The organism is Buttiauxella sp. AC142 (assembly GCF_979253435.1).
Map to the genome: position 1 here is coordinate 1,185,893 of NZ_CEEDCH010000001.1, position 25,303 is coordinate 1,211,195.

18 protein-coding genes and 1 pseudogene are annotated in these 25,303 nt (G+C 51.2%); 13 read left to right on the plus strand and 6 right to left on the minus strand.

The window, feature by feature from the left end:
- Positions 1-32: 32 nt before the first annotated feature.
- From gyrA to rcsC, 3 genes are all read left to right on the plus strand, one after another.
- The gene (gene gyrA, locus AC0IWZ_RS05390) at positions 33-2,681 is read left to right on the plus strand and encodes a DNA topoisomerase (ATP-hydrolyzing) subunit A (protein WP_034494088.1); all 2,649 of its coding nucleotides are present in this window, start codon (positions 33-35) and stop codon (positions 2,679-2,681) included.
- 121 nt (positions 2,682-2,802) lie between these two features.
- Complete coding sequence (locus AC0IWZ_RS05395; protein WP_034494089.1) at positions 2,803-3,189, plus strand: ASCH domain-containing protein; 387 nt, start codon at positions 2,803-2,805, stop codon at positions 3,187-3,189.
- 112 nt (positions 3,190-3,301) lie between these two features.
- A complete protein-coding gene (rcsC, locus tag AC0IWZ_RS05400; RefSeq protein WP_471677920.1) occupies positions 3,302-6,154 on the plus strand; it encodes a two-component system sensor histidine kinase RcsC in 2,853 nt (950 codons plus the stop codon).
- Between the two features lie 151 nt (positions 6,155-6,305).
- On the opposite strand, the gene rcsB is transcribed toward rcsC, so the two are convergent.
- Together rcsB and rcsD are read right to left on the minus strand one after the other, a co-directional pair.
- The gene (gene rcsB / locus AC0IWZ_RS05405; protein ID WP_034494092.1) at positions 6,306-6,956 is read right to left on the minus strand and encodes a response regulator transcription factor RcsB; all 651 of its coding nucleotides are present in this window, start codon (positions 6,954-6,956) and stop codon (positions 6,306-6,308) included.
- Between the two features lie 16 nt (positions 6,957-6,972).
- Positions 6,973-9,630: a phosphotransferase RcsD gene (rcsD, locus tag AC0IWZ_RS05410; protein WP_471677918.1), complete on the minus strand. Its 2,658-nt coding sequence runs from the start codon at positions 9,628-9,630 to the stop codon at positions 6,973-6,975.
- 865 nt (positions 9,631-10,495) lie between these two features.
- On the opposite strand from rcsD, the gene AC0IWZ_RS05415 reads away from it, so the two are divergent.
- The 9 genes and pseudogenes from AC0IWZ_RS05415 (at position 10,496) to modC (ending at position 20,536) form a co-directional block, all read left to right on the plus strand.
- Positions 10,496-11,605: a porin OmpC gene (locus AC0IWZ_RS05415; protein WP_410372227.1), complete on the plus strand. Its 1,110-nt coding sequence runs from the start codon at positions 10,496-10,498 to the stop codon at positions 11,603-11,605.
- A 140-nt stretch (positions 11,606-11,745) separates the two neighbouring features.
- On the plus strand, positions 11,746-12,786 hold the full coding sequence (gene apbE, locus AC0IWZ_RS05420; RefSeq protein WP_471677916.1) for an FAD:protein FMN transferase ApbE: 1,041 nt from the start codon (positions 11,746-11,748) through the stop codon (positions 12,784-12,786).
- Between the two features lie 81 nt (positions 12,787-12,867).
- Positions 12,868-13,937 (plus strand): annotated as a pseudogene (ada, locus tag AC0IWZ_RS05425) (bifunctional DNA-binding transcriptional regulator/O6-methylguanine-DNA methyltransferase Ada).
- A complete protein-coding gene (gene alkB, locus AC0IWZ_RS05430) occupies positions 13,937-14,578 on the plus strand; it encodes a DNA oxidative demethylase AlkB (RefSeq protein ID WP_259267352.1) in 642 nt (213 codons plus the stop codon). Before ada ends, alkB begins: the two are co-directional and overlap by 1 nt.
- A gap of 84 nt (positions 14,579-14,662) precedes the next feature.
- Positions 14,663-16,309, plus strand: a complete 1,647-nt coding sequence (locus AC0IWZ_RS05435) for a multidrug ABC transporter permease/ATP-binding protein (protein WP_471677913.1) — start codon at positions 14,663-14,665, stop codon at positions 16,307-16,309.
- 153 nt (positions 16,310-16,462) lie between these two features.
- Positions 16,463-17,890 (plus strand): magnesium transporter, encoded by a 1,428-nt coding sequence (gene mgtE, locus AC0IWZ_RS05440; RefSeq protein ID WP_410372223.1) that lies wholly within the window; start codon positions 16,463-16,465, stop codon positions 17,888-17,890.
- A 122-nt stretch (positions 17,891-18,012) separates the two neighbouring features.
- Positions 18,013-18,786 (plus strand): molybdate ABC transporter substrate-binding protein, encoded by a 774-nt coding sequence (gene modA, locus AC0IWZ_RS05445; protein WP_410372222.1) that lies wholly within the window; start codon positions 18,013-18,015, stop codon positions 18,784-18,786.
- On the plus strand, positions 18,786-19,478 hold the full coding sequence (modB, locus tag AC0IWZ_RS05450) for a molybdate ABC transporter permease subunit (protein WP_034494111.1): 693 nt from the start codon (positions 18,786-18,788) through the stop codon (positions 19,476-19,478). The genes modA and modB overlap by 1 nt, the downstream gene beginning before the upstream one ends.
- Positions 19,478-20,536: a molybdenum ABC transporter ATP-binding protein ModC gene (gene modC / locus AC0IWZ_RS05455; RefSeq protein WP_034494112.1), complete on the plus strand. Its 1,059-nt coding sequence runs from the start codon at positions 19,478-19,480 to the stop codon at positions 20,534-20,536. Before modB ends, modC begins: the two co-directional genes overlap by 1 nt.
- 50 nt (positions 20,537-20,586) lie before the next feature.
- Here modC and AC0IWZ_RS05460 read toward each other — a convergent pair whose 3' ends face one another.
- A complete protein-coding gene (locus AC0IWZ_RS05460) occupies positions 20,587-21,405 on the minus strand; it encodes a pyridoxal phosphatase (RefSeq protein WP_410372220.1) in 819 nt (272 codons plus the stop codon).
- A gap of 142 nt (positions 21,406-21,547) precedes the next feature.
- On the opposite strand from AC0IWZ_RS05460, the gene pgl reads away from it, so the two are divergent.
- A complete protein-coding gene (pgl, locus tag AC0IWZ_RS05465) occupies positions 21,548-22,546 on the plus strand; it encodes a 6-phosphogluconolactonase (protein ID WP_172895184.1) in 999 nt (332 codons plus the stop codon).
- 99 nt (positions 22,547-22,645) lie between these two features.
- Here pgl and AC0IWZ_RS05470 read toward each other — a convergent pair whose 3' ends face one another.
- From AC0IWZ_RS05470 to AC0IWZ_RS05480, 3 genes are all read right to left on the minus strand, one after another.
- The gene (locus tag AC0IWZ_RS05470) at positions 22,646-23,944 is read right to left on the minus strand and encodes a putative acyl-CoA thioester hydrolase (protein ID WP_034494121.1); all 1,299 of its coding nucleotides are present in this window, start codon (positions 23,942-23,944) and stop codon (positions 22,646-22,648) included.
- Positions 23,945-24,071: 127 nt separating this feature from the next.
- Entirely contained in the window at positions 24,072-24,548 is a 477-nt protein-coding gene (locus AC0IWZ_RS05475; protein WP_471677911.1) for a kinase inhibitor, read from the minus strand.
- Between the two features lie 15 nt (positions 24,549-24,563).
- Positions 24,564-25,244, minus strand: coding sequence for a type 1 glutamine amidotransferase domain-containing protein (locus AC0IWZ_RS05480; protein WP_471677909.1), 681 nt, complete (start codon positions 25,242-25,244; stop codon positions 24,564-24,566).
- Positions 25,245-25,303: the final 59 nt, after the last annotated feature.

Below are 25,303 nucleotides of genomic sequence, written 5' to 3' on the forward strand. Positions count from 1 at the left end.
AATCCGGGACACAGTAGAGGGATAGCGGATACATGAGCGACCTTGCCAGAGAAATTACACCGGTCAACATTGAGGAAGAGCTTAAGAGCTCATATCTGGATTACGCGATGTCGGTTATTGTCGGCCGCGCACTGCCAGATGTCCGCGATGGACTCAAGCCGGTACACCGTCGCGTACTTTACGCCATGAACGTATTGGGCAATGACTGGAATAAAGCGTACAAAAAATCCGCCCGTGTTGTTGGTGACGTAATCGGTAAGTATCACCCTCATGGTGATACCGCTGTTTATGACACTATCGTGCGTATGGCGCAGCCATTCTCATTGCGTTACATGCTGGTAGATGGCCAGGGTAACTTCGGCTCTGTAGATGGTGACTCCGCCGCGGCGATGCGTTATACGGAAATCCGTATGTCGAAAATCGCCCACGAGCTGATGGCCGATCTCGAAAAAGACACGGTAGACTTCGTCGATAACTACGACGGCACCGAGCGAATTCCTGATGTTATGCCAACCAAAATACCTAACCTGCTGGTAAACGGTTCATCCGGTATCGCAGTCGGTATGGCAACTAACATCCCGCCTCATAACATTACGGAAGTGATCAACGGTTGCCTCGCGTTTATTGAAGACGAAGACATTACCGTTGAAGGGCTGATGGAACACATCCCAGGCCCGGACTTCCCAACTGCTGCAATCATCAATGGCCGTCGTGGCATTGAAGAAGCGTACCGTACTGGCCGTGGCAAGATTTACATCCGCGCTCGCGCAGAAGTAGAAGCTGATGCTAAAACCGGTCGCGAAACCATCATCGTTCATGAAATTCCATACCAGGTTAACAAAGCACGCCTGATTGAGAAAATCGCTGAACTGGTGAAAGACAAACGCGTTGAGGGCATTAGCGCTCTGCGTGACGAGTCTGATAAAGACGGCATGCGCATTGTCATCGAAATCAAACGCGATGCAGTGGGCGAAGTGGTTCTGAATAATCTTTATTCTCAGACTCAGCTTCAGACTTCCTTCGGGATCAACATGGTTGCGCTGCACCAGGGCCAACCGAAGATCATGAACCTGAAAGACATTCTTTCTGCGTTCGTGCGTCACCGTCGTGAAGTTGTTACGCGTCGTACTATTTTCGAACTGCGTAAAGCACGCGATCGTGCGCACATCCTTGAAGGTCTGGCGATCGCTCTGGCGAACATCGACCCAATCATCGAACTGATCCGTCATTCTCCAAATGCGGCAGAAGCGAAAGCAGGCCTGATCGCCCGTTCATGGGATCTGGGCAATGTTTCCGCGATGCTGGAACGTGCAGGCGATGACGCTGCGCGCCCTGAATGGCTGGAACCAGAGTTCGGTATTCGTGATGGTCAATATTTCCTGACCGAGCAACAAGCACAGGCGATTCTGGATCTGCGTTTGCAGAAACTGACTGGCCTTGAGCACGAAAAACTGCTCGACGAATACAAAGAGCTGCTGGAGCAGATCGCTGAGTTGCTGCACATTCTGGGCAGCGCTGAACGTCTGATGGAAGTGATCACTGAAGAGCTGGTTGCGATGCGCGATCAGTTTGGCGACAAGCGTCGTACAGAGATCACTGCGAATACCTCTGATATCAACATTGAAGATTTGATCAACCGCGAAGATGTGGTTGTGACGCTGTCCCATCAGGGCTATGTGAAATATCAGCCGCTGACCGACTACGAAGCACAACGTCGTGGTGGTAAAGGTAAATCCGCAGCACGTATTAAAGAAGAAGACTTCATCGACCGCCTGTTGGTTGCCAATACCCACGATACCATTCTGCTGTTCTCCAGCCGTGGTCGTCTGTACTGGATGAAGGTTTATCAGTTGCCGGAAGCGAGCCGTGGTGCGCGTGGCCGTCCAATTGTTAACCTGCTGCCACTGGAAGCAAACGAACGTATCACCGCGATTCTGCCGGTTCGTGAGTATGCCGAAGGCATTAACGTATTCATGGCGACCGCAAGCGGCACCGTGAAGAAAACTGCGTTGACCGACTTCAGCCGTCCACGTTCAGCAGGCATCATTGCCGTTAACCTCAACGAGGGTGACGAGCTGATTGGTGTTGATTTGACCGACGGTAGCAACGAAGCCATGTTGTTCTCGGCTGCGGGTAAAGTGGTGCGCTTCAAAGAAGACGCCGTTCGTACCATGGGTCGTACTGCAACAGGTGTTCGCGGTATTAAACTGGCGGGCGAAGACAAAGTCGTTTCCCTGATTATTCCGCGCGGTGAAGGTTCAATCCTGACCGTGACGCAGAATGGTTACGGTAAGCGTACTGCGGCTGAAGAATATCCGACCAAGTCGCGTGCGACTCAGGGCGTGATCTCCATCAAAGTGACCGAGCGCAACGGCAGCGTTGTGGGCGCGGTGCAGGTGGAAGATACCGACCAGATTATGATGATCACCGATGCCGGTACTCTGGTTCGTACTCGCGTTTCTGAAGTGAGTGTCGTTGGCCGTAACACCCAGGGCGTTATCCTCATCCGTACCGCGGACGATGAACACGTAGTGGGCCTGCAACGTGTTGCAGAACCGGTAGACGAAGAAGAGCTGGATGCTATCGACGGCTCAGTTGCCGAAGGTGATGATGAAATCGCACCAGAAGCAGACACTGATGAAGCTGTTGATGATGAAGCCTCCGACGACGCGGACGAATAATCCGAAATTTGTCGTTTGATGTGACTTAAAACGCCTGATGCATTCTGTGCATCGGGCGTTTTGTATTTTAATACCATGTATTATTCTAATGAATTGATGGCTCAATTAATAAGGTGAAGCAATGGCTATTCCTGAAAAGTATGAAGACATAGAACGTTGGGCATTCGGTGATACCGAAAAGCAGGCGGATGAACTTGCCAGACTGGTGCTGGATGGCGTGAAAACGGCCACCTGTTCTAACCTGGACGGCGAGGGCATTGCCCAACCTGGTGATATCTTCGTGGTGGTAGATGGCAAGAATGAGCCGGTTTGTGCGATTGAACTGACGACCGTTGAGATGACCACTTATGAGCAGGTCAATGAAGCTCATGCTCTGGCTGAAGGCGAAGGCGATAAATCGCTGGCTTACTGGCGTAAAGAGCATAAACGCTTTTTTGAAGAATATGACTTATTCTCACCGGATATGACCCTGGTGCTGATGCATTTCAAGGTTATCGAGAAGTTCTGACAGTAATCCTTTGTGGTCAGTGTCATCCACGCTGTTTGCCGTTGCGGGCTACCATTTTTGCGACTACCTTAACGGCATCTAAAGTTTTGTTATTTCCACGACCAGGCTCAATTTGAAATATCTTGTCTCCTTTCGTACCACACTCAAAGTCTCCCGCTACATGTTTCGGGCGCTGGCTTTATTGCTCTGGCTGCTGATTGCGCTCTTTTCGGTGTTCTACATCGTGAATGCATTACACGAAAAAGAGTCAGAAATTCGTCAGGAATTTAATATCAGCTTCGATCAGGCGCAGCGTTACATTCAACGCACCTCTGATGTGGTGAAAGAACTCAAGTACATCGCCGAGAATCGCCTGACTGCGTCGAATGGCGTGTTGCCGGTCGTGGAAAATGATGACAACAAAGTTGATCCGCCGAATTTCATGCCGTTATTCCCCGACTCTGACTGCTCCGCCGTCAGTGCCTCCTGGCGTTCTTCGTTGCAATCGCTGGCGTGGTTCTTGCGCTACTGGCGCGATAATTTTTCTGCAGCTTACGATCTCAACCGCGTCTTTTTGATTGGCGGTGATAATCTGTGCATGGCCGATTTCGGCCTGCGTGAAATGCCGCTTGAGCGCGAAAAAGCGCTGAAAACGTTGCACGAACGTATCATGAAATATCGTAATGCCCCGCAAGATGAGCGTAGCAACAGTATTTACTGGATTGGGCAGGGGTCGCGTCCGGGTGTTGGTTACTTTTATACGCTGACGCCGGTGTATCTTGCTAACCGCTTGCAGGCGCTGCTGGGTGTTGAACAAACCATCCGCATGGAAAATTTCCTGTCACCGGGTTCTATGCCCATTGGCGTGACCATTCTGGATGAAAATAGCCGACCGTTGATTTCACTGACCGGCCCGGAAACACGTATCGAGCCTGAAAGTAAATGGGTGCAGGAACGTTCGTGGTTTGGTTACACCTCAGGTTTCAAACAATTCATTCTCAAGAAAAACTTGCCGCCATCGTCAATGAGCGTGGTGTACTCCGTCCCGGTGGATATGGTGCTGGAGCGGATCCGGATGCTGATCCTCAACTCGGTGCTGTTGAATATCCTGGTGGGCGTCGTGCTGTTTACGCTGGCTCGGATGTACGAGAAACGGATATTTATCCCGGCGGAAAACGATGCCCAGCGTCTGGAAGAACACGAACAGTTCAACCGTAAAATTGTGGCTTCGGCCCCGGTAGGGATTTGTATTCTGCGTACTCAGGACGGCACAAATATTCTGAGCAACGAACTGGCGCACAATTATCTCAACATGCTGACTCACGAAGACCGGCAACGGCTGACGCAAATCATTTGCGGGCAGCAGGTTAATTTTGTCGATGTGCTGACCAGCAGCCATACCAACTTGCAGATAAGCTTTGTCCATTCGCGCTATCGTAATGAAAACGTGGCGATTTGCGTGCTGGTGGATGTGAGTGCGCGTGTGAAAATGGAAGAGTCACTCCAGGAAATGGCGCAGGCGTCTGAGCAAGCAAGCCAGTCAAAATCCATGTTCCTTGCCACCGTCAGCCATGAACTGCGTACGCCGCTGTACGGCATTATCGGCAACCTGGATTTATTGCAAACCAAAGAGTTGCCGAAAGGCGTTGATCGCCTGGTGACGGCGATGAATAACTCTTCCAGTCTGCTGCTGAAAATTATCAGCGATATTCTCGACTTCTCAAAAATTGAATCTGAACAGCTCAAAATCGAGCCGCGTGAGTTCTCTCCGCGTGAAGTCATGAGCCACATCACCGCCAACTATTTACCGCTGGTGGTGCGCAAACAGCTCGGCCTGTACTGTTTCATCGAGCCCGATGTGCCGCTGACGCTGCAAGGCGACCCGATGCGTTTGCAGCAGGTGATTTCCAACTTGCTGAGCAACGCCATTAAATTTACCGATGTGGGCTGCATTGTTTTGCATGTCAGCGTGGAAGGGGATTATCTCTCGTTGCGAGTGCGTGACACGGGCGTGGGCATTCCTGCAAAAGAGGTCACGCGCCTGTTCGACCCGTTCTTCCAGGTGGGCACTGGCGTGCAGCATAATTTCCAGGGCACCGGGCTGGGTCTGGCCATCTGTGAGAAATTAATCAGCATGATGGATGGCGATATTTCGGTTGATACCGAAGTCGGCATGGGCAGCCAGTTTACGATTCGCATCCCTTTATACAGTGCCAATTATGCCGGGCAATCTGAGGTAGAAGGCTTGCTGAGCAAGCGCTGCTGGCTGGCGGTGCGCAACGCGTCACTGAGCCAGTATCTGGAATCGATGCTTGCCAAAAACCATATCGACGTTCGGCAGCATCAGGGTGAAATGCCCGGCAGCGACGATATTTTGATTACTGACGATGAGCTGGAAAACGAGTGGGAAGGGCGTGCCGCGATTATTTTCTGCCGTCGTCATATCGGTATTCCAATTGAGATGTCACCGGGTTGCTGGTTGCACAGCCTTGCCGCCCCGCATGATTTATTGCTGCTGTTGGGCCGTATTTACAGCGTTACCGTGACGTTACCGGGTACGGATGTGGAACTCCCGGCGCTCACTGGCAACAATGAACGAAACGATGACATGATGATCCTGGTAGTTGACGATCATCCTATCAACCGACGTTTGCTGGCCGATCAGTTGGGATCTCTCGGGTATCAATGCAAAACGGCGAATGACGGCGTGGACGCACTCAATGTACTGAGTAAAAATCATATTGATATCGTGCTGAGCGACGTCAACATGCCGAACATGGATGGATACCGTCTGACGCAACGTATTCGACAGTTAGGTTTAACGCTGCCTGTTGTGGGGGTCACGGCGAATGCGCTGGCTGAAGAGAAGCAGCGTTGTATTGAATCGGGAATGGATAGTTGCCTGTCGAAACCGGTGACGCTGGATATTCTTAAAAAGACTGTCGATCTCTATGCCGCAAGGGTGCGCAGCAGTAGGGAGTTGTAGTTCTGCAAAGCAGGATTAGGGTTTATGCCCGAATAATTCGAGTTACAGCCAGGCGGCAAGAGAACTCATCCCCAGGAGCTTACTAAAGTAAGTGACTGGGGTGAGTGAGTGCAGCCAACACAGCTGCAACTTGAAGTATGACGGGTAGAAATTATTCTTTGTCAGCCGGGGACAGGCTCACTGACGAAAGATAGTTCAGCAACGCAATGTCATTTTCCACACCCAGTTTCATCATCGCTGATTTTTTCTGGCTACTGATGGTTTTGATGCTGCGGTTCAGTTTGCGGGCAATTTCAGTCACCAGGAAACCTTCCGCGAACAGGCGCAATACTTCGCTCTCTTTTGGAGACAAACGTTTGTCGCCGTAACCGCCCGCGCTGATTTTTTCCAGCAGGCGTGAAACGCTTTCCGGGGTGAATTTTTTGCCTTTCTGCAATGCGGCCAGGGCTTTTGGTAAGTCGGTTGGCGCGCCTTGCTTCAATACAATTCCTTCGATATCAAGTTCTAATACTGCACTTAAAATCGCCGGGTTGTTATTCATCGTCAGAACGATGATGGAGATATTCGGGAAATGGCGCTTAATGTATTTGATAAGCGTAATGCCATCGCCGTATTTGTCGCCAGGCATTGAGAGATCGGTTATCAAAACATGAGCATCAAGTTTTGGCAGATTATTGATAAGCGCTGTGGAGTCTTCAAATTCACCGACAACATTCACCCACTCGATCTGCTCGAGAGATTTACGAATGCCGAACAGGACAATCGGATGGTCGTCGGCAATAATTACGTTCATACTGTTCATGTAATAGGCTACCTTGCTACAGCAAACTCTTGACGTAAGCGTCAATATCGCTGGTATATTTTTGTATGTTGGTAGCATCACTTTCGCGAATGTGATGCTCTAACGTTTCACATAACTGCTTGCCGGGTACCAGATTGAGCATTGCAAACACCCCCTTTAAGCGGTGAGCTGTCTGCGCTAACGCTGCGAAATCGTGCGCCGCAGATTCAGTATACAATCTCCTAACATCTTCCGGTACTGTGTCAACAAACAGCGCGTAATAGCCGCTGGCATGAAGTTGCGCATTTTCGTCACCCCCTAACGGGGATTCAGATGCACCTTCTTGCGCCAGTTGCTCCTCTATCAGTTGTAGCACCGCATCCTGCATGGCATTGCTGATATTAAAATTAACGCGGAATTGGCCTGGCCCTATTTTCCGCATTCCGTTCTCATCATCGCTTAAAAGCAAACCAGAAGATGTAAGATTAGACGGATTATCTGTCAGGAAGATATCAAACTCTTGACTTGCCAGTCTTTCATCAGGGGTGATGCATTGTGCTCCCCAATTCTCCAGCAGACGAGTGACGATATTTCGCACTTCGTTCGAGGTGATATCAATCATCGCCACGACATCATCGAGCAATTTCTCTTCCTGTTCTTCGTGCTGCGGCTCTGCCGTCATTTTGATGTGCAGGTTATAGCGCGTACCAATCCCCTCACGGGTTTTAATATTCAGATGCCCGCCTAATTTGCGTGACAGCTGGTTGCACAAATAGAACGTTAAACCGTTGGCTTGCCCGTAACGATCCTCGCTGGTTTCGTTAAGGAAAGGGAAGTGGAGATTATCGACTTCGCCGTGACTAATACCTTCGCCGGTGTCCAGAATACGGAACAACAAACGGTCAGGACCGGATTCTTCTTCGGTGATATCCAGGGTGATTTTACCAATCTGCGTCGTCGTCACCGAGTAATTGAGCAGTAATTGTAAGGCTTTGCGCAACGCTTCGCGGTCGCCATGGCGTTCTTCATCGGTTGTCAGGTGATTATTTATCAGCAGCTGCAAGCCCTTGCGTTTGATAATCGGCAGCATTTCCAGCGCGACTTCATCAATCAAAGGTTGGATGGCAAACTTTGTTGCATTGGTTTTCCATGCGTCGGTTTCGAGCATATTCAGCAACTGAATTTCATCCACCAGACGCGCAATACTTTGCGCTTCATTAGCGACGACACGCGCCTCTGGAGTGTTTAACGCGCTGGCGTGCTCGGCAATGCTTTTCACCGGAAGCTGTAACGCCTCTCCGATATTGCGCATGAACGCGATGCGGCCTTGCTGATTTTTCTCATATAAACGTTGCGCTTGTTTGAGCTTTTTATTCACCAGAATTTCGCGGTCCTGATCGCGAATCACAAAAATCTGCGTGCGCGGAGCAATTTGACTACGGAACTGCCGGATTTCATACAGTTCGTTATTGATCGTGGCTTGAATCACACCCTGATGCTGATCGGCCATCGCAATAATGTTTTGCAGATTCAGGTGCGGCAGCAGATGGTCGGCAATTTTGTTGCTGATAACCGTACGGTTAGAGTCCAGATCATGCACCAGCAGGCCAAGTGGCAGTTGCGCGACAATCTCTTCATTTAAGGCCCGCAGGATTTGTAACTCGCCATTGCCGCTTTGAGTTTCGACAGGACGCGCAGCCTGTTGGCGGAAAGTCGTAAAGCCAAACAGTGCGAGTGCCAGCAGGCCGATATTAAGCAGCAGTGGCAGCAAAATATTTTGCAAGGTGTCCATCAACAACGTGCCAAGTGGAACCTGCCACACCAGACGCAAATCGGTAGTGGCAAGCGGTGAAGCAATTTCGATTTTCGCGCCGTTAAAGTTAATGGTGATGCTATCTGGTCCCTCTTTATCGGCACTCTTGGCCGGAAGCTGGGCATCATTATTTTCCAGACGGAAACTATCCAGTGACATCGTTGGCGGAATTAAATCGTTAATCGGCAAATCAAACGCGACGACGGTTGCCAGATGCCCCGGCTGGTTAAAGGTCGTGCGCAGGGTGAAGTAGTGGCCGTTTTGCCAGGCCAGATGGCGTAATGAAGAAAAACTCTCACGTTCATCAAGCGCGTTTGCTTGTTGCAACATCTCAGCGCGACGTGAATCGACAATTGAGCCTACGCCACTTTCCTTCAGGCCGGATGAGAGATCTTTAAGCGGCAGGGTGGAAACCAGGATCATGCTGTTGTCCTGGCCGTTTAAATAATACATCGACCACGGGCTATTTTCGGCACCCCACAGCGTATCGAGATAGGTCGAAATACGTTGGGTCATGTCCAGGGTGGAGCTGTCGTGGGAGCCAAAAATCAGGGCTTCGGTTTTGCGGCGAGGTTTCTCTAAATAATAAACGTCCTGGCGCAGACGCGTTTCTTGCAGGCCTTCACTTGCCGGAGATGTCGACACGGCAATGTTGTCATAGATTTGCCAGGTGGCGTAACGGTAGGTATCGATGCGTTTATGCAGCGCATGCGTGATATCTACAATTTGATAGCTCTTATCTTTCAGCCAGGTATTGACGGCACTTTGCACCATGACGCCCATGGCAATGAGCAATATCACGATCAATAGCAGAAAGAAGCGCGTGATATTGCCGGGGATAAGCGAAAATTTATTAGGGATCATACTGTCTGACTGACTCATTGTTAGCGCGCAACCCGGCGAGCATTCGCCACTTTAATAAAAACCACTGTTCTGTTCTACCCGCAGACATAAGCCTGACAGGCGGTAGAACTGTCACCAAAAAACCAGCGCTAAGAATACCTTTATCAGGCACTGGCGTCATCGACTCTCTTTGAAACCCAACGAGTATAATTCCAAATGGGTACATTTCCAGGTTACTGAAAATTAGCCAGAATGGGAACGGCAAACGGAGCGTATTTTGTACGATTGAGATGGGGTGTTTTTGTACAAAATGATTTCATCTGTACAAATATTATATTTGAAATGACATTTTATTTAGATTTTCTTCTTTGAAAAAATTCCGGTTAAGCGAAGCGGCATTAATCGTGTTGAGGGCGGATTTCTTAATAGTCATTACATTTTTGAAGGGAGTAGCACAGAATGATTAAAGTTACGTAAAGAAGCGTAAAAAAAACCGGATGCAAGCATCCGGTCCAAAATAGGGGTAAACAGACATTCAGAGATGAATGACGGTAATAAATAAAGTTAATGATGATAGCGGGAGTTATTTTATATATAAATCAGCAGTATGTTTTATCATTCAGTGCTACTGATTTTATTTTGCATTAAGTGATTGATTTTACTTTGTGTTTTATTTGTTTTAACTTTTAGTGCTTATATAATTGTCTTTTCGTGCTGAAAAAAGTTCCGTCATATTTACATTTTGAAACACCTATATGGATAAATGAAACATCTCTATGGTTTTAGTATCATATTCGGATTGGATTAATCTGTATTTGTTTTGGACAATGGGTTCGCCGACTGATTGGAAAAACAATCAGTAAGCAGTGGCATATAAAAAGGCATATAACAGAGGGTTAATAACATGAAAGTTAAAGTACTGTCCCTCCTGGTTCCAGCATTGCTGGTAGCAGGCACCGCTCATGCGGCCGAAATTTATAACAAAGACGGCAACAAATTAGATCTGTACGGTAAAGTAGATGGCTTACATTACTTTTCTGACAACGATGGTCAAGACGGTGACCAGTCTTATGTTCGTATCGGTTTCAAAGGCGAAACTCAGATTAATGACCAACTGACCGGTTACGGCCAGTGGGAATACAACGTTCAAGCAAACAACACCGAAGGCAGCAGCGATCAGGCGTGGACTCGTCTGGGCTTCGCAGGTGTGCGTTTTGCTGACTACGGTTCATTCGACTACGGTCGTAACTACGGCGTTGTATACGACGTAACTTCATGGACCGACGTTCTGCCAGAATTTGGCGGCGACACTTATGGTTCTGATAACTTCATGCAATCTCGTGCAAACGGCGTTGCAACTTACCGTAACACCGACTTCTTCGGTCTGGTTGACGGCCTGAACTTTGCTCTGCAATACCAGGGTAAAAACGGCAGCGTTTCTGGTGAAGGTTCTACCGCTAACGGCCGTGGCGCTCTGAAACAGAACGGTGACGGCTTCGGCGGTTCCCTGACTTATGATCTGGGCGAAGGCTTCAGCCTGGGTTCAGCTATCTCTAGCTCCAAGCGTACCTCTGACCAGAACAGTGCTGCATACCTGGGTGACGGCGATCGTGCTACTACCTACAGCGGCGGCATGAAATATGATGCTAACAACATCTACCTGGCAGCGCAGTACACCCAGACTTACAACGCGACTCGCTTCGGTGGCGGTGACTCCCTGGTTTCTGGCTTTGCTAACAAAGCACAGAACTTTGAAGTTGTAGCACAGTACCAGTTCGACTTCGGTCTGCGTCCTTCCGTTGCTTACCTGCAGTCCAAAGGTAAAGACATCAACGGTTACGGCGACCAGGATCTGGTTAAATATGTTGATGTTGGCGCGACTTACTACTTCAACAAAAACATGTCTACCTACGTTGATTACAAAATCAACCTGATGGATGACAACAACTTCACCCGTGATGCCGGTGTTAATACCGATGACATCGTAGGTGTTGGTCTGGTTTACCAGTTCTAATACCTGCCTACGCAGTGTTAGTTGTAAAAGGTGCCTTTAGGGCGCCTTTTTTACGTCTGAACCCTCAACAACCTTTACTTTTAAGCCAATTTTTTTGCCAGTTGGTGTACCCTTTTGCGCTCAAACAGGAGAGAGAAACAATGGACTTACGATTACTACGCTATGGCCTGTTTGCCATAGTTCTGGGCGCTTTAGCAGGCTGTGATAACCCAACGGTCAAAGGTAATTCCGGTATGGTGCTGGAAGGCAAAACCATGGGCACCTACTGGCGTGCCAGTGTTGCGGGAGTGGACAACGCCCGTCAGACGGAACTGCGTGAAAAAATCCAGGCGCAGTTAGACGGTGATGACCGCCTATTGTCGACCTATAAAAAAGATTCTGCGCTCTCGCTTTTCAATCAGTCGGTATCAACCCAACCCTATCCGGTTGCCGAAGCGATGAGCGATATTGTGACCATGGCCTTGCGAATCGGGGCGAAAACGGACGGCGCGATGGACATTACCGTTGGGCCGCTGGTAAATCTGTGGGGATTTGGCCCGGATAAACAACCCGTCAAAACGCCGGATCAGGCACAAATTGACGCCGCCAGAGCGCTAACCGGTTTGCATCATCTGAAGGTGATTAACCAGGCCGGGAATCAGTTCCTGCAAAAAGATCTGCCTGGCTTGTATGTGGATCTTTCCACGATGGGCGAAGGTTACGCGGCCGATCATCTGGCGCGTTTAATGGAACAAAACGGTATTAGCCGTTATCTGGTTTCCGTCGGTGGCGCCGTGGTAACGCGTGGCACTAACGCTGATGGCAAAGCCTGGCGAGTCGCTATCCAGAAACCTACCGACCGTGAAAACGCGGTACAGGCGGTGGTTGATCTCAATGGCCACGGAATCAGCACATCCGGAAGCTATCGCAATTATTACGAACTCGACGGCAAGCGCCTGTCGCACGTGATTGATCCCAAAACCGGCCAGCCAATTCAGCACAAACTCGTTTCGGCAACCGTGATTTCCCCGACCGCCATGGAGGCTGATGGATGGGACACCGGCCTGATGGTGCTCGGTACGGAAAAAGCGAAACAGGTCGCAGAAAAAGAGGGGCTGGCAGTCTATTTGATTACCAAAGAGGGCGATAGTTTTACTACGTGGATGTCGCCGCAGTTTAAAACCTTCTTACTCAACGAGTAAAATTAGAAAGCAAGATTGCGGGTTTCTCAGCACACCTATGCTGTCAAAGTCATACCATGACAGCAAAAACAGGAGCCAGTCATGAAACAATTTTTTGACGAAGTCAGCGATGAAAGCCGCTGGCAGGCCGTGGAAACCCGCGATAATCGCGCCGATGAGCAGTTTGTTTTTGCCGTGAAAACGACAGGAATTTGCTGCCGTCCCTCTTGCAGCGCACGCCACCCATTACGCAAAAACGTCCTGTTCTTTGAAAATGTTGCCGCTGCAGTCGATGCTGGTTTTCGGCCATGCAAACGCTGCCAGCCTGATAAACCGGCGCCAGAGCAGCAGCGTATTGACCGTATCACCGAGGCTTGCCGAATTCTCGAAGCCAGCAGCGAGCCGATTGTGCTGGCTGAACTTGCGGCACGTGTGGCTATGAGCCCATTCCACTTTCACCGCCTTTTCAAAAAGGTCACTGGCTTAACGCCCCACGCCTGGCAAAAAGCGCTTCGTGCCAAACGCCTGCGCGAGCAACTTAATGAAGGTGAAGGAGTGACTCGCGCTGTTTTCGAGGCGGGCTATCAGTCCGGGAGCAATTTTTATCAGCAGGCAAATGAGGTTCTCGGGATGACGGCAAAGCAATATCGTCGGGGGGAGCGCGCGCTACCATTCAATTTGTCGTCGGTTCTTGCCGATTGGGCGAATTCCTGGTTGCCCAGAGTGAGCGCGGGATTTGCGCCATACTGTTAGGTAACGATGGACAAAGTTTGATTCACGAGCTGGAAACGTTGTTCCCGAATTCTTCACTTGATGTGGGCGATGAATCATTTGCCCGACGAGTGGCGCAGGTGGTGAGCGTGCTTGAACATCCGGGCCAGCAGGTTGCTTTACCGCTGGATATTCAGGGTACCGCATTCCAGCAACAAGTCTGGCAAGCGTTGCGTCAAATCCCGGCGGGGCAAACGGCGAGTTATAGCGATATCGCCCAGCGCATCGGTAAACCGCAGGCCGTTCGTGCCGTTGCTGGAGCGTGCGCGGCCAACAAACTGGCGGTTGTCATTCCTTGCCATCGTGTAGTGCGTAACGACGGAGCGCTTTCCGGGTACCGTTGGGGTGTGGAACGTAAGCGTCAATTACTTGAGATTGAAGCCAAACAGCGGGAGGAGTGATGCTTGATTTATTTGCCGATGAAGCGCCGTGGCAGGAGCCACTGGCGGAAGGGGCGGTGATTCTGCGCCGCTTTGCCTGTGCCGATGCGCGACAGCTTCTCGGGCAAATTTCTCTGTTGGCTGACCGTTCTCCGTTTCGCCAGATGGTCACGCCCGGCGGATACACCATGTCCGTGGCGATGACCAACTGCGGGGATGTTGGCTGGACAACCGACAGCCACGGCTATCTCTATTCACCCATTGACCCACTCACTTCGCAGCCCTGGCCCGCCATACCAACGATTTTTCGTGAGCTATCTGATGCCGCGTCAAAAGCGGCTGGATATCCTGGTTTTGCGCCTGATGCCTGCCTGATTAACCGCTATGCCGTGGGGGCTAAACTTTCGCTGCATCAGGATAAAGACGAGTTGAACTTGCAACAGCCGATAGTTTCCGTCTCGCTTGGTCTCCCGGCTGTGTTTCAGTTTGGTGGCCTTAAACGCAATGACCCACTTAAGCGTGTGATGCTCGAACACGGCGATGTAGTGGTGTGGGGCGGCGCTTCCCGCCTTTTTTACCACGGTATTTTGCCGCTTAAAGCTGGCCAACACAGCGCCACTGGCGAGTTTCGTTACAACATTACTTTCCGCCATACCCGTTAACACGAATATTAATAAGAATTATTCTTGCTGTTGGATGCCAGCCGTTTAAACTGCTCGCTGTTTTCGTTTTACGGGTTGTGAGTAATGGAACTTTTGCGTGTGGTTTTCCGGCAGTATCGCTGGCCTTTCTTGATAGTCATGGCGCTGAGTTTGCTCAGCGCGGCGCTTGGTATTGGCTTAATTGCTTTTATCAACCTGCGCTTGATTGAAACGCCTGATATTTCCCTTTCGGTCTTGCCTGAATTTCTGGGTCTGTTACTGCTATTAATGGCGGTGACGTTAGGCTCACAATTAGCGCTGACCACACTCGGCCACCATTTCGTTTTCCGTCTGCGCAGCGAATTTATCAAACGCCTGATGGACACTCACGTTGAACGCGTTGAACAACTCGGTAATGCGGCGCTGCTCGCAGGTTTAACCAGCGATGTACGCAACATTACCATTGCTTTTGTGCGTCTGCCGGAACTGGTTCAGGGGATCATATTAACCTTCGGTTCAGCGGCTTATCTGGCGTGGCTGTCGCCAAAAATGCTCGGTGTCACGGCGATTTGGGTGGCGGTGACTATCTATGGCGGCTATGTACTGGTGGCGCGGGTTTACAAACACCTGGCGCAACTGCGTGAAATTGAAGACCAGCTTTATAACGATTATCAGACCGTTATTGAAGGACGCAAAGAACTGGCGTTAAACCGTGAGCGTGCGGAACGCGTCTATGAAGACACCTATATTCCTCATGCCAACGATTATCGCAGCCATATTATTCGCGCTGATACCTACCATCTGAGCGCGGTGAACTGGTCGAATATTATGATGCTCGGCGTTATTGGCCTGGTGTTCTGGATGGCAAACAGCCTCGGCTGGTCTGATACCAACGTGGCGGCAACATTCTCCCTGACGCTGCTTTTCTTACGCACGCCTATGCTTTCGGCGGTTGGCGCATTGCCAACATTATTAACGGCACAAGTCGCGTTCAACAAACTCAACAAATTCCACCTGGCGCCTTACGATGCGGCATTCCCGCGCAGCAAAGAGCCGGTTCGCTGGCAAACCCTGGAAATGCGCGATGTGGTGTTCCAGTACGGCGACAATACTTTCTCTGTCGGGCCGCTGAACCTGAAAATTGAACGTGGCGAACTGCTGTTCCTGATTGGTGGCAATGGTAGCGGTAAATCCACCATGGCGATGCTGCTGACCGGACTTTACCAGCCGGTGTCTGGCGCAATCTATCTGGATGGGCAAAAGATTGATGCCAGCAATCAGGATGATTATCGCAAACTCTTTTCAGCGGTATTTACGGATGTGTGGCTGTTTGACCGCCTGCTTGGCCCACAGGGCGAACAGGCGAATCCTGAGCTGGTGGCGACCTGGCTTGAGCGCCTGCAAATGAGCCACAAGCTGGAGTTGGATAACGGCACAATCCTTAATCTGAAACTCTCGAAAGGGCAGAAAAAACGCGTGGCGTTACTGCTGGCGTTAGCAGAAGAGCGTGACATCATTCTGCTCGATGAATGGGCCGCCGATCAGGATCCTCATTTCCGCCGCGAGTTCTACCAGACGCTGTTGCCACTTATGCAGCAAATGGGTAAAACCATTTTTGCTATCAGCCATGACGATCACTACTTTATCCATGCCGATCGTTTGCTGGAGATGCGCCAGGGTCAGTTGAGCGAGTTAACCGGTCACGATCGTGATAACGCTTCGCGAGATGCCGTCGCCCGAACCGGTAACTGATCTTTTCCAATGGGTGGATGACGCTATCGCATATCCACCCCACAACACCGAACCCGTAGGTCGGATAAGCGCAAGCGTCATCCGACAAAATCTGGTTATCTGTTCCCCGACAGGCTATAACTTAGCTCGTCGTTCACAGGGAAAAACTGCCAGATGTCTGTCACTCCAAAGTACAGCACAAAACAGCGTGCGCAAGACCGAGCCAGAATCCTCCAGATTCTGTTAACCAATAAAGCCGTTGCTACCGGCATTCTCGATAAAATCCCACAGCCGGACGCTCATACCCCCGAGCAGGATATTGCCGAAATCGTGACCCTGGTGGCGCGATTGCCCGCCGCCGATCTCGCCGATGTGCTCGAAGCGTTACCGACGGAAGAGCGCCACGCATTGTGGAGCCTGGTGAAGGAAGAGAAGCGCGGCAAAGTGCTGATCGAAGCCTCGGAAACCGTCTGGGATGACCTGATTGAAGATATGAGCGACAAAGCGTTGCTCAATATTATTCGCCCGCTGGATATCGACGACCAAATTTACCTCGCGCAATATCTTCCCCGCGACTTGATGGGCCGCTTGCTGGCGACATTGCCGCAAGAACAGCGCACTCGCGTCAGACAAGTGCTGCATTACGAAAAGCACAGCGTCGGCGCAATTATGGATTTCGAAGTGATCACTGTGCGGGCCGATGTCACGCTCGCCGTGGTGCAACGTTTTCTGCGTTTGCGTGGCAAAGTGCCGCAAAACACCGATAAAGTTTTCGTCACCACGCGGGATAAAACCTTGTTGGGCGAACTCGGTCTTACCACCATTTTGCTGCATGCGCCGCAAACGCTGGTGATTAACGTCATGGACGACAACCCGACCTGTTTTGCCCCGGAAGATAATGATGAAGTTGCGGCGCGAACGTTTGAGCGTGATGACTTAGTCAGTGCGGCGGTTATCGACAGCAGCGGCAAACTGATTGGTCGCCTGACTATCGACGAAATCGTCGATGTGGTTTACGAAGAAACCGATAACGATTTGCGCCGTATGGGTGGTTTGAGCGCCGAAGAAGATGTGTTTGCCCCCGTCAGCAAAGCGGTTAAAGCGCGTTGGGCGTGGCTGGCGTTAAATTTGTGTACCGCCTTTGTCGCCTCACGCGTTATCGGCCTGTTTGAACATACCATTTCGCAACTGGTGGCGTTGGCGTCGCTGATGCCGATTGTTGCGGGAATTGGCGGTAACACGGGCAACCAGACCATCACCATGATTGTGCGTGCGCTGGCGCTGCAACATATCCAGCCGGGCAACTTCTCGTTTCTGGTGTTGCGTGAACTGGGCGTCGCCCTGATTAACGGCATTATCTGGGGCGGCGTGATGGGGGGCGTAACGTGGCTTCTCTATGACGATCTCGCATTGGGCGGGGTCATGACGCTGGCGATGGTGCTCAACCTGCTGGTGGCATCTCTGATGGGCGTGTTGATCCCTATTTTCATGATTCGGATGGGCAAAGACCCGGCAGTCGGTTCCAGCGTGATGATTACTGCGATTACCGACACCGGCGGTTTCTTTATTTTCCTCGGCCTCGCGACGATATTTTTGCTTTAGCCAGAGCGACTTGCATGCAGTTCGTGAATCAACTTTCCGCCAAATGTGCCGATAAGTTCTGTAATTTCTTTGCTTGCATCGTTATATTACGCACTACATAACGAAACTCAGTGGAGTAAAACATGGCTAAGCAGTGGGTACGTCTCGCATTAGGCGCGGCATTGAGCGTCACATTGGTCGGGCAGGCATTTGCCGATAACAGCAAAATTACCGTCTTTGCAGCGGCGTCATTAACTAACGCAATGCAGGATATTGCCACGCAATATCAGAAAGGCACCACGGTTCAGATCGCGTCTTCTTTTGCGTCATCTTCAACGCTTGCACGCCAGATTGAAGCCGGTGCTCCTGCGGATTTATTCATTTCTGCCGACCAGAAATGGATGGATTACGCCGTCAGCAAAGACGCAATTAAAACCGATTCTCGCGAAACGCTGCTCGGCAACAGCCTGGTTGTTGTTGCTCCGAAAGCCAGCAAAATTGGCGATGTTGCTATTGACGCTAAAACTGACTGGGCGTCATTGCTCAACGGTGGCCGTCTGGCCGTTGGCGACCCGGACCACGTTCCAGCAGGCATTTATGCCAAAGAAGCGCTGCAAAAATTAGGCGCATGGGATACGCTCTCACCAAAATTAGCTCCGGCAGAAGATGTGCGTGGCGCACTGGCTTTGGTTGAACGTGATGAAGCGCCGATGGGTATCGTTTACGGTTCCGATGCGGTGGCGAGTAAAGGCGTGAAAGTGGTTGGCACATTCCCGGAGGATTCCCACCAGAAAGTGGAATATCCGATTGCGATTGTCAAAGGCCACGACAACCCGACCGTTAGCGCGTTTTACACTTATCTGAAAGGACCGGAAGCGGCAGCTATCTTCCAACGTTACGGATTTACGACTAAATAATGATATTGACCGATCCCGAATGGCAGGCGGTACTGCTGAGCCTGAAAGTCTCGACCCTTGCGGTGCTATTTAGCCTCCCTTTTGGGATCTTCTTTGCCTGGGTGCTGGTGCGTTGCCGGTTCCCCGGCAAAGCCCTGCTCGACAGTATCATCCATCTCCCATTAGTTCTCCCCCCTGTAGTCGTTGGTTATTTATTGCTGATTGCGATGGGCAGACGTGGCGTAATTGGTGCCTGGATCTACGACGTTTTTGGAATTACCTTTGCGTTTAGCTGGCGCGGCGCAGTATTGGCGGCGGCGGTGATGTCCTTCCCGCTGATGGTGCGAGCGATTCGCCTTGCGCTCGAAGGTGTGGATATGAAACTCGAACAGGCTGCACGCACGCTCGGTGCCGGGCGCTGGCGAGTGTTCTGCACCATCACCTTACCGCTCACGTTGCCGGGAATTATTGCCGGCACCGTGCTGGCATTTGCCCGCTCGCTCGGTGAATTCGGCGCCACAATCACCTTCGTTTCCAATATTCCTGGCGAAACCCGCACCATTCCTTCGGCGATGTACACCCTGATTCAAACCCCTGGCGGCGAAAGTGCGGCAGCGCGTTTGTGCGTGATTTCCATTGTGCTGGCGTTGGCGTCTTTGCTGGTGGCGGAATGGCTGGCCCGCCAGAGCCGTAAACGGATAGGGGCACTCTGATGCTGGAGCTAAATTTCGTTCAGACGCTGGGAGAGCATCGTTTAGCCATAAATGAAACATTGCCGGGGCAGGGGATTACTGCGGTATTTGGCGTTTCTGGTGCAGGAAAGACCTCGCTTATTAACGCGATAAGTGGCCTGACGCATCCGCAGCAAGGGCGAATTGTCCTGAACGATCGCGTATTGAGCGATGCCGAAAACAAGCGTTTCCTGGCCCCTGAAAAACGCCGAATTGGCTATGTGTTTCAGGATGCGCGCCTGTTCCCACACTACCGCGTGCGCGGCAATCTAAAATACGGTATGCCGCGATCCGCTGCCGGGCAGTTCGATAAACTGGTGGCGCTGTTAGGTATTGAGCCGCTGTTAGAACGTTTCCCATGGAGTTTGTCCGGTGGGGAAAAACAGCGCGTGGCGATTGGTCGCGCTTTATTAACTTCGCCTGAACTGCTGCTGTTAGATGAACCGCTCGCCTCGCTGGATATCCCCCGCAAGCGCGAACTGCTGCCGTATCTGCAACGTCTGGCGCGGGAAATTAATATCCCGATGCTTTACGTCAGCCACTCGCTGGAAGAAATTCTGCATCTGGCGGATAAAGTGCTGGTGCTCGATGGCGGTGAAGTCAAAGCTTTTGGCAATCTGGAAGAGGTTTGGGGCAGCAGTGTGATGCATCCGTGGTTGCCTAAAGAGCAGCAAAGTAGCGTGCTGAAAGTGACGGTGCTGGAGCATCATCCACATTACGCCATGACGGCACTTGCGCTCGGCGATCAGCATTTATGGGTCAACAAACTCGATAAACCGTTGCAGGCGTCGTTGCGTATTCGCATTCAGGCATCAGACGTTTCGTTGATTCTCCAGCCGCCGGTCAACAGCAGTATTCGTAACGTGCTGCGTGCCAAAGTGGCTCAGTGTTATGACGATGAAGGGCAGGTAGAAGTGCAACTGGAAGTGGGTTCGCGAACGCTGTGGGCGCGGATTAGCCCGTGGGCAAGAGATGAGCTAATGATAAAACCTGGCCAGTGGTTGTACGCGCAAATCAAAAGCGTGTCGATAACGGCATAGCGGGATCGGTAGGGTGGATAAGCACAGCGTCATCCACCATTTTCACCGTTTTAAATCAGATGCTTATAAATCGTCTCAGCGATACCGGTTTCCAGATTGGTGCCAATCACCAAATCGGCACGTGCTTTAATGGCGTCATCGGCATTACCCATCGCCACGCCAAGTCCGGCACTTTCCAGCATACTTAAATCGTTAAAGTTATCGCCGAAAGCCATCACATCGCTCATAGATAAGCCTTGCGATTCAACCCAACGCGCCAGACGCATGCCTTTGCTGTTACCGCTTTGCGCAACATCAACCTGATCATGCCATGACCATTCGCACGCCAGTCCCAATTCATGTTCAACCACCTGGGTGAAGTTTTTCAGCTTCACGGTGTCTTCATCCGTCAGCGCAAACTTCCAGATAGACTCGACATCATGCGCCGCTTCACGCAGCGAGTTCACATGGCGGAACACCGGACGCTGGGATTCCGGCAGCGACTTCGCCCAGTTTTCGGTACGTAAAACGTGCCCGGTGGTTTCCTGATACAGCATTGCTTCATCGACATACATCAGCCCATGAACATTGTGGGCATCCAGTAAATCAAGCAGCTGGTTTGCTTGCGCGGGCTGCAACGGATCGGACTCAAGCACCTTTTTCGCATGATAATCATACAAATAAGTCCCATTACAGCAAATTGCAGGTGTTTCTAAAGCCAGTGCCTGATAAAAAGGATGAATGGCAACGTGATGACGTCCCGTCACAATGACAACTTTCACGCCAGCGTCACGTGCGCGTTGTAAAGCTGTCAGTGATTCAGGAAGAATAGTTTTTTGCGGCGTGAGTAACGTGCCGTCGAGATCAAGGGCGATTACGCGATAAGTCATTTAGGGTTCCAGTCAAATTCAGAATCATAAGGCCTGTGCCGATGTTACACCGCTTGCGGCGTTGTTCAAAATGACAACACGAGTCGGTAAAACGCACTACCCTTGTGACTATTACTCAAGACGTTGGGAGGAGAGAGATTTCATGAAACAAACAGTCTATACCGCCAGCCCGGAAAGCCAGCAAATTCACGTCTGGCAACTTAACCAAAATGGTGAACTGACTCTGGTGCAGGTTGTTGATGCCCCAGGCCAGGTTCAGCCAATGGTGATTAGCCCGGACAAACGTTACCTGTATGTGGGCGTGCGCCCTGAGTTTCGCGTTATTGCATACCGCATTACGCCGGATGACGGCACGCTAACGGAAGCGGGTGTGACGGCAATACCGGGAAGCCCAACGCATATCTCTACCGACCATCAGGGCCGTTTCCTGTTCAGCGCGTCTTATAATGCCGGAAGTGTCAGTGTTGTGAGTCTGGCTAACGACGGCCTGCCGGGTGATGTTGTGGATGTGGTTGAAGGCCTGGAAGGTTGCCATTCCGCTAACATTTCGCCTGATAACCGCACGCTATGGGTGCCTGCGCTCAAGCAAGACCGCATTTGCCAGTTCACCTTGTCTGACGACGGTCATCTGGTCGCTCAAACCCCAGCGGAAGTGACCACCGTTGAAGGGGCTGGCCCGCGCCATATGGCATTCCACCCGAATCAGCAATACGGTTACTGCGTCAACGAACTGAACGGCTCTGTGGATGTCTGGGAGCTGAAAAATGCTTACGGCAAAATTGAATGCGTGCAAACGCTGGATATCATGCCTCCAGGTTTCTCGGACACCCGTTGGGCGGCAGATATTCACATCACGCCGGATGGCCGTCATCTGTATACCTGCGACCGTACCGCTAGCATCATCACCGTATTTAGCGTTTCGGAAGACGGCAGCGTGCTTGCGGTGGAAGGCTACCAGCCAACGGAAACTCAACCACGCGGCTTTAACGTTGACCACAGTGGTAAATATCTGATTGCCGCAGGGCAGAAATCGCACCATATCGCGGTTTATCAGATCACCGGTGAGCAAGGTTTACTCGAAGAGAAAGGCCGTTATGCCGTAGGGCAAGGCCCGATGTGGGTTGTTGTTAACGCCCATTGATTTTTAAGCATAAAAAAACCTCGCCTGGGCGAGGTTTTTTGTTTTGTTGCGATGTAGGGTGGATAAGCGTAAGCGTCATCCACCGTTTCGACGCTGATTTTACTCAGTAACCACAGAACTACCTACACCGCGGTTGTTGAATTCCCACATGCGGTTCGCGTTGGCATCATTCAGATCGCGCTGAATTTCGCCTTTCTCGCCTTTGGTTCCGGTATTGCCGGTAAACGGACGCTTAGAACCTGCGGCATCGCCCCACGGTTTGGCATTGTTGAAGCCTTCGTTAATCACGCTGTCACGGATAACAACCTGGCCGTTAGACGTCTGGCCTGCGCTGTAACCGTTTTCGCTCGCTTCCACATCCCAGGCGCGACCCAATTGTGCGGTGTTATCGCCAGCAGCGCTAAAGCGGCTGTTGATGGCCAGGAAACCGTAATAAATATTCGGCAGAGTGGCAGGCGCGAACACCGAACCTTCTGGAGTACGGCTATTGACCAGACGGAAATCAGTGTTATCAAACACCACCGCGCCACGGCCGGCCACCACATCCACATCACCCTCGATATAGCTGTTCGTCACCAGAGTACGCGGCTGGCGATCGGTCAACAGGCGGTTTTGCACATCGCTGTTGGTCACGAAGAAAGTATTCTGACGGCCCAGCAGGTGAACATTGTTCAACTGAACTTTATCGCCATCGGTACGCAGCGCCACGGCCTGGTGATTAGACGCATCAACGCTGTCACCCAGGGTGTTGGCGATAGTCAGGTTTTGCATCTGCAAGCCATTGTTCTGTGACCACACTACCGCAGAACACATGATGCCAACGGTCGCGCTACGCTTGCTCTGGCAATTATCGAACATGTACCAGGCGGGTTTACCCGGCATATATTTTCCTGATGGGTTGACCGCACGACGCCAGGTATTCACGTCAATTTCAGAGTCCAGCGGCATCGTGATTTTGACATCACTTGCGTTATCAGTGGTGCCGTACAGCGTGACGCTACCGGAGCCTGCTGGCACATAAACGGTACCGGCATATTCGCCCGGCTGAATAGCAATGTACTGGCGTGCGTTGCTGTGCTTGATCATGGCTGCATCGACGGCGGCCTGAATCGAAGTATGCGTCACACCTTCGCCACCAGCGGCACCCACAACAAAGTCAGGTTGCGCAGGAATGCGAATAGAAGACGGTGTCCACGGGGCTTCATCTTTATTCTTAGACGAGAAGTAGCGCGCCTGAACAAAGTTCTGCGCTTCATCCCCAGAAAGAACCGGACGGGATTGAGTGCCAGGTGCCACTTGTGTTGAAGGGCGGTCTTCCGGAGGCGTTGAGCTACAGGCAGACAAAGCCATAGCAAAAGCGAGCACGGCTGCCCGACGAGTAACCGAAATTGTGTTCAAGGCTTGCTCCTTGCAGTGCAAATTAAAAAGAATGCAATTTTAAAAGGGGATCTGAAAGCCTGCTTTTTTATACTAAGTTGAGCAAAACAGGAAGCCGATTGTGCAAATCGGCTTCATAAAAAGTGGATTAACTGAACATCGCGGTAATCGAGGCACTGCCTAAAGAGTGGAAGTGAACGTTAAAACCGACCATCGCCCCTGATGCATTCTCATCAACTTCAAGGGTTTCAGCATCAATGGCGTGAACGGTAAAGATATAGCGATGCGTCTCACCTTTTGGTGGTGCGGCACCGCCGTAGCCCGCTTGTCCGAAATCGGTTCGCGTCTGAACGGCGGGTTCTGGCAGGGCGGCTAACCCCGAACCAGCACCTTGCGGCAATACGCGCGTATCGGCAGGTAAATTCGCTACAACCCAGTGCCACCAGCCGGAACCTGTCGGTGCGTCCGGGTCATAACAAGTCACGACAAAACTTTTGGTTCCCGCAGGAACATCATCCCAGGCCAGATGCGGCGAAAGGTTATCGCCTTCGTAACCCATGCCATTAAACACGTGGCGGGCGGGGAGTTTGTCACCTTCTTTAATATCCTGACTAATGAGTTTCATGACCGCTCCCTTTAACTATAGATCGAGTAGTTTTAGCAATTCCTGGGCAGCAATAGCCGAAGACGCTGGGTTTTGCCCTGTGACTAAATGCCCGTCAACCACCGCATATTCGCCCCAGTCGTCGGTGCGCTCATATAACCCCCCGGCATTTTTCAGCTCATCTTCCACCAGGAAAGGCACGACAGCGGTTAAACCCACGCCATCTTCTTCGCTATTGGTAAAACCGGTCACCCGTTTACCTTTGACCAGCGGCGTGCCGTCGGGTTTTGAAACTTTGCGCAAAACGCCCGGTGCATGGCAGACCGCGCCGACAGGTTTACCCGCAGCCCAGAATTGCTCAATCAGTTTGATGGAGTTTTGATCTTCGGCCAGATCCCACAACGGCCCGTGGCCGCCGGGATAAAACACAGCGTCAAAATCATCAGCGTTGATGCTCTCAAGTTTTTGGGTATTTGCTAATAATTTCTGTGTGGCGGAATCGCCACGGAAACGGCGGGTGTCGTCAGTTTGTGCATCCGGCTCATCACTTTTGGGATCAAGCGGCGGTTGGCCGCCTTTTGGCGAAGCGAGTATCACGTCCAGACCGGCGTCATGGAAAACATAATAAGGCGCGGCAAACTCCTCAAGCCAGAAGCCTGTGGGTTTGCCGGTGTTGCCGAGTTTATCGTGCGAAGTTAAAACCATGAGAATTTTCATCTAAATCTCCCTGTTGGGCGCATGAAAAGATCCTCGAAGTGTAGTGCAAACTCGCGCGG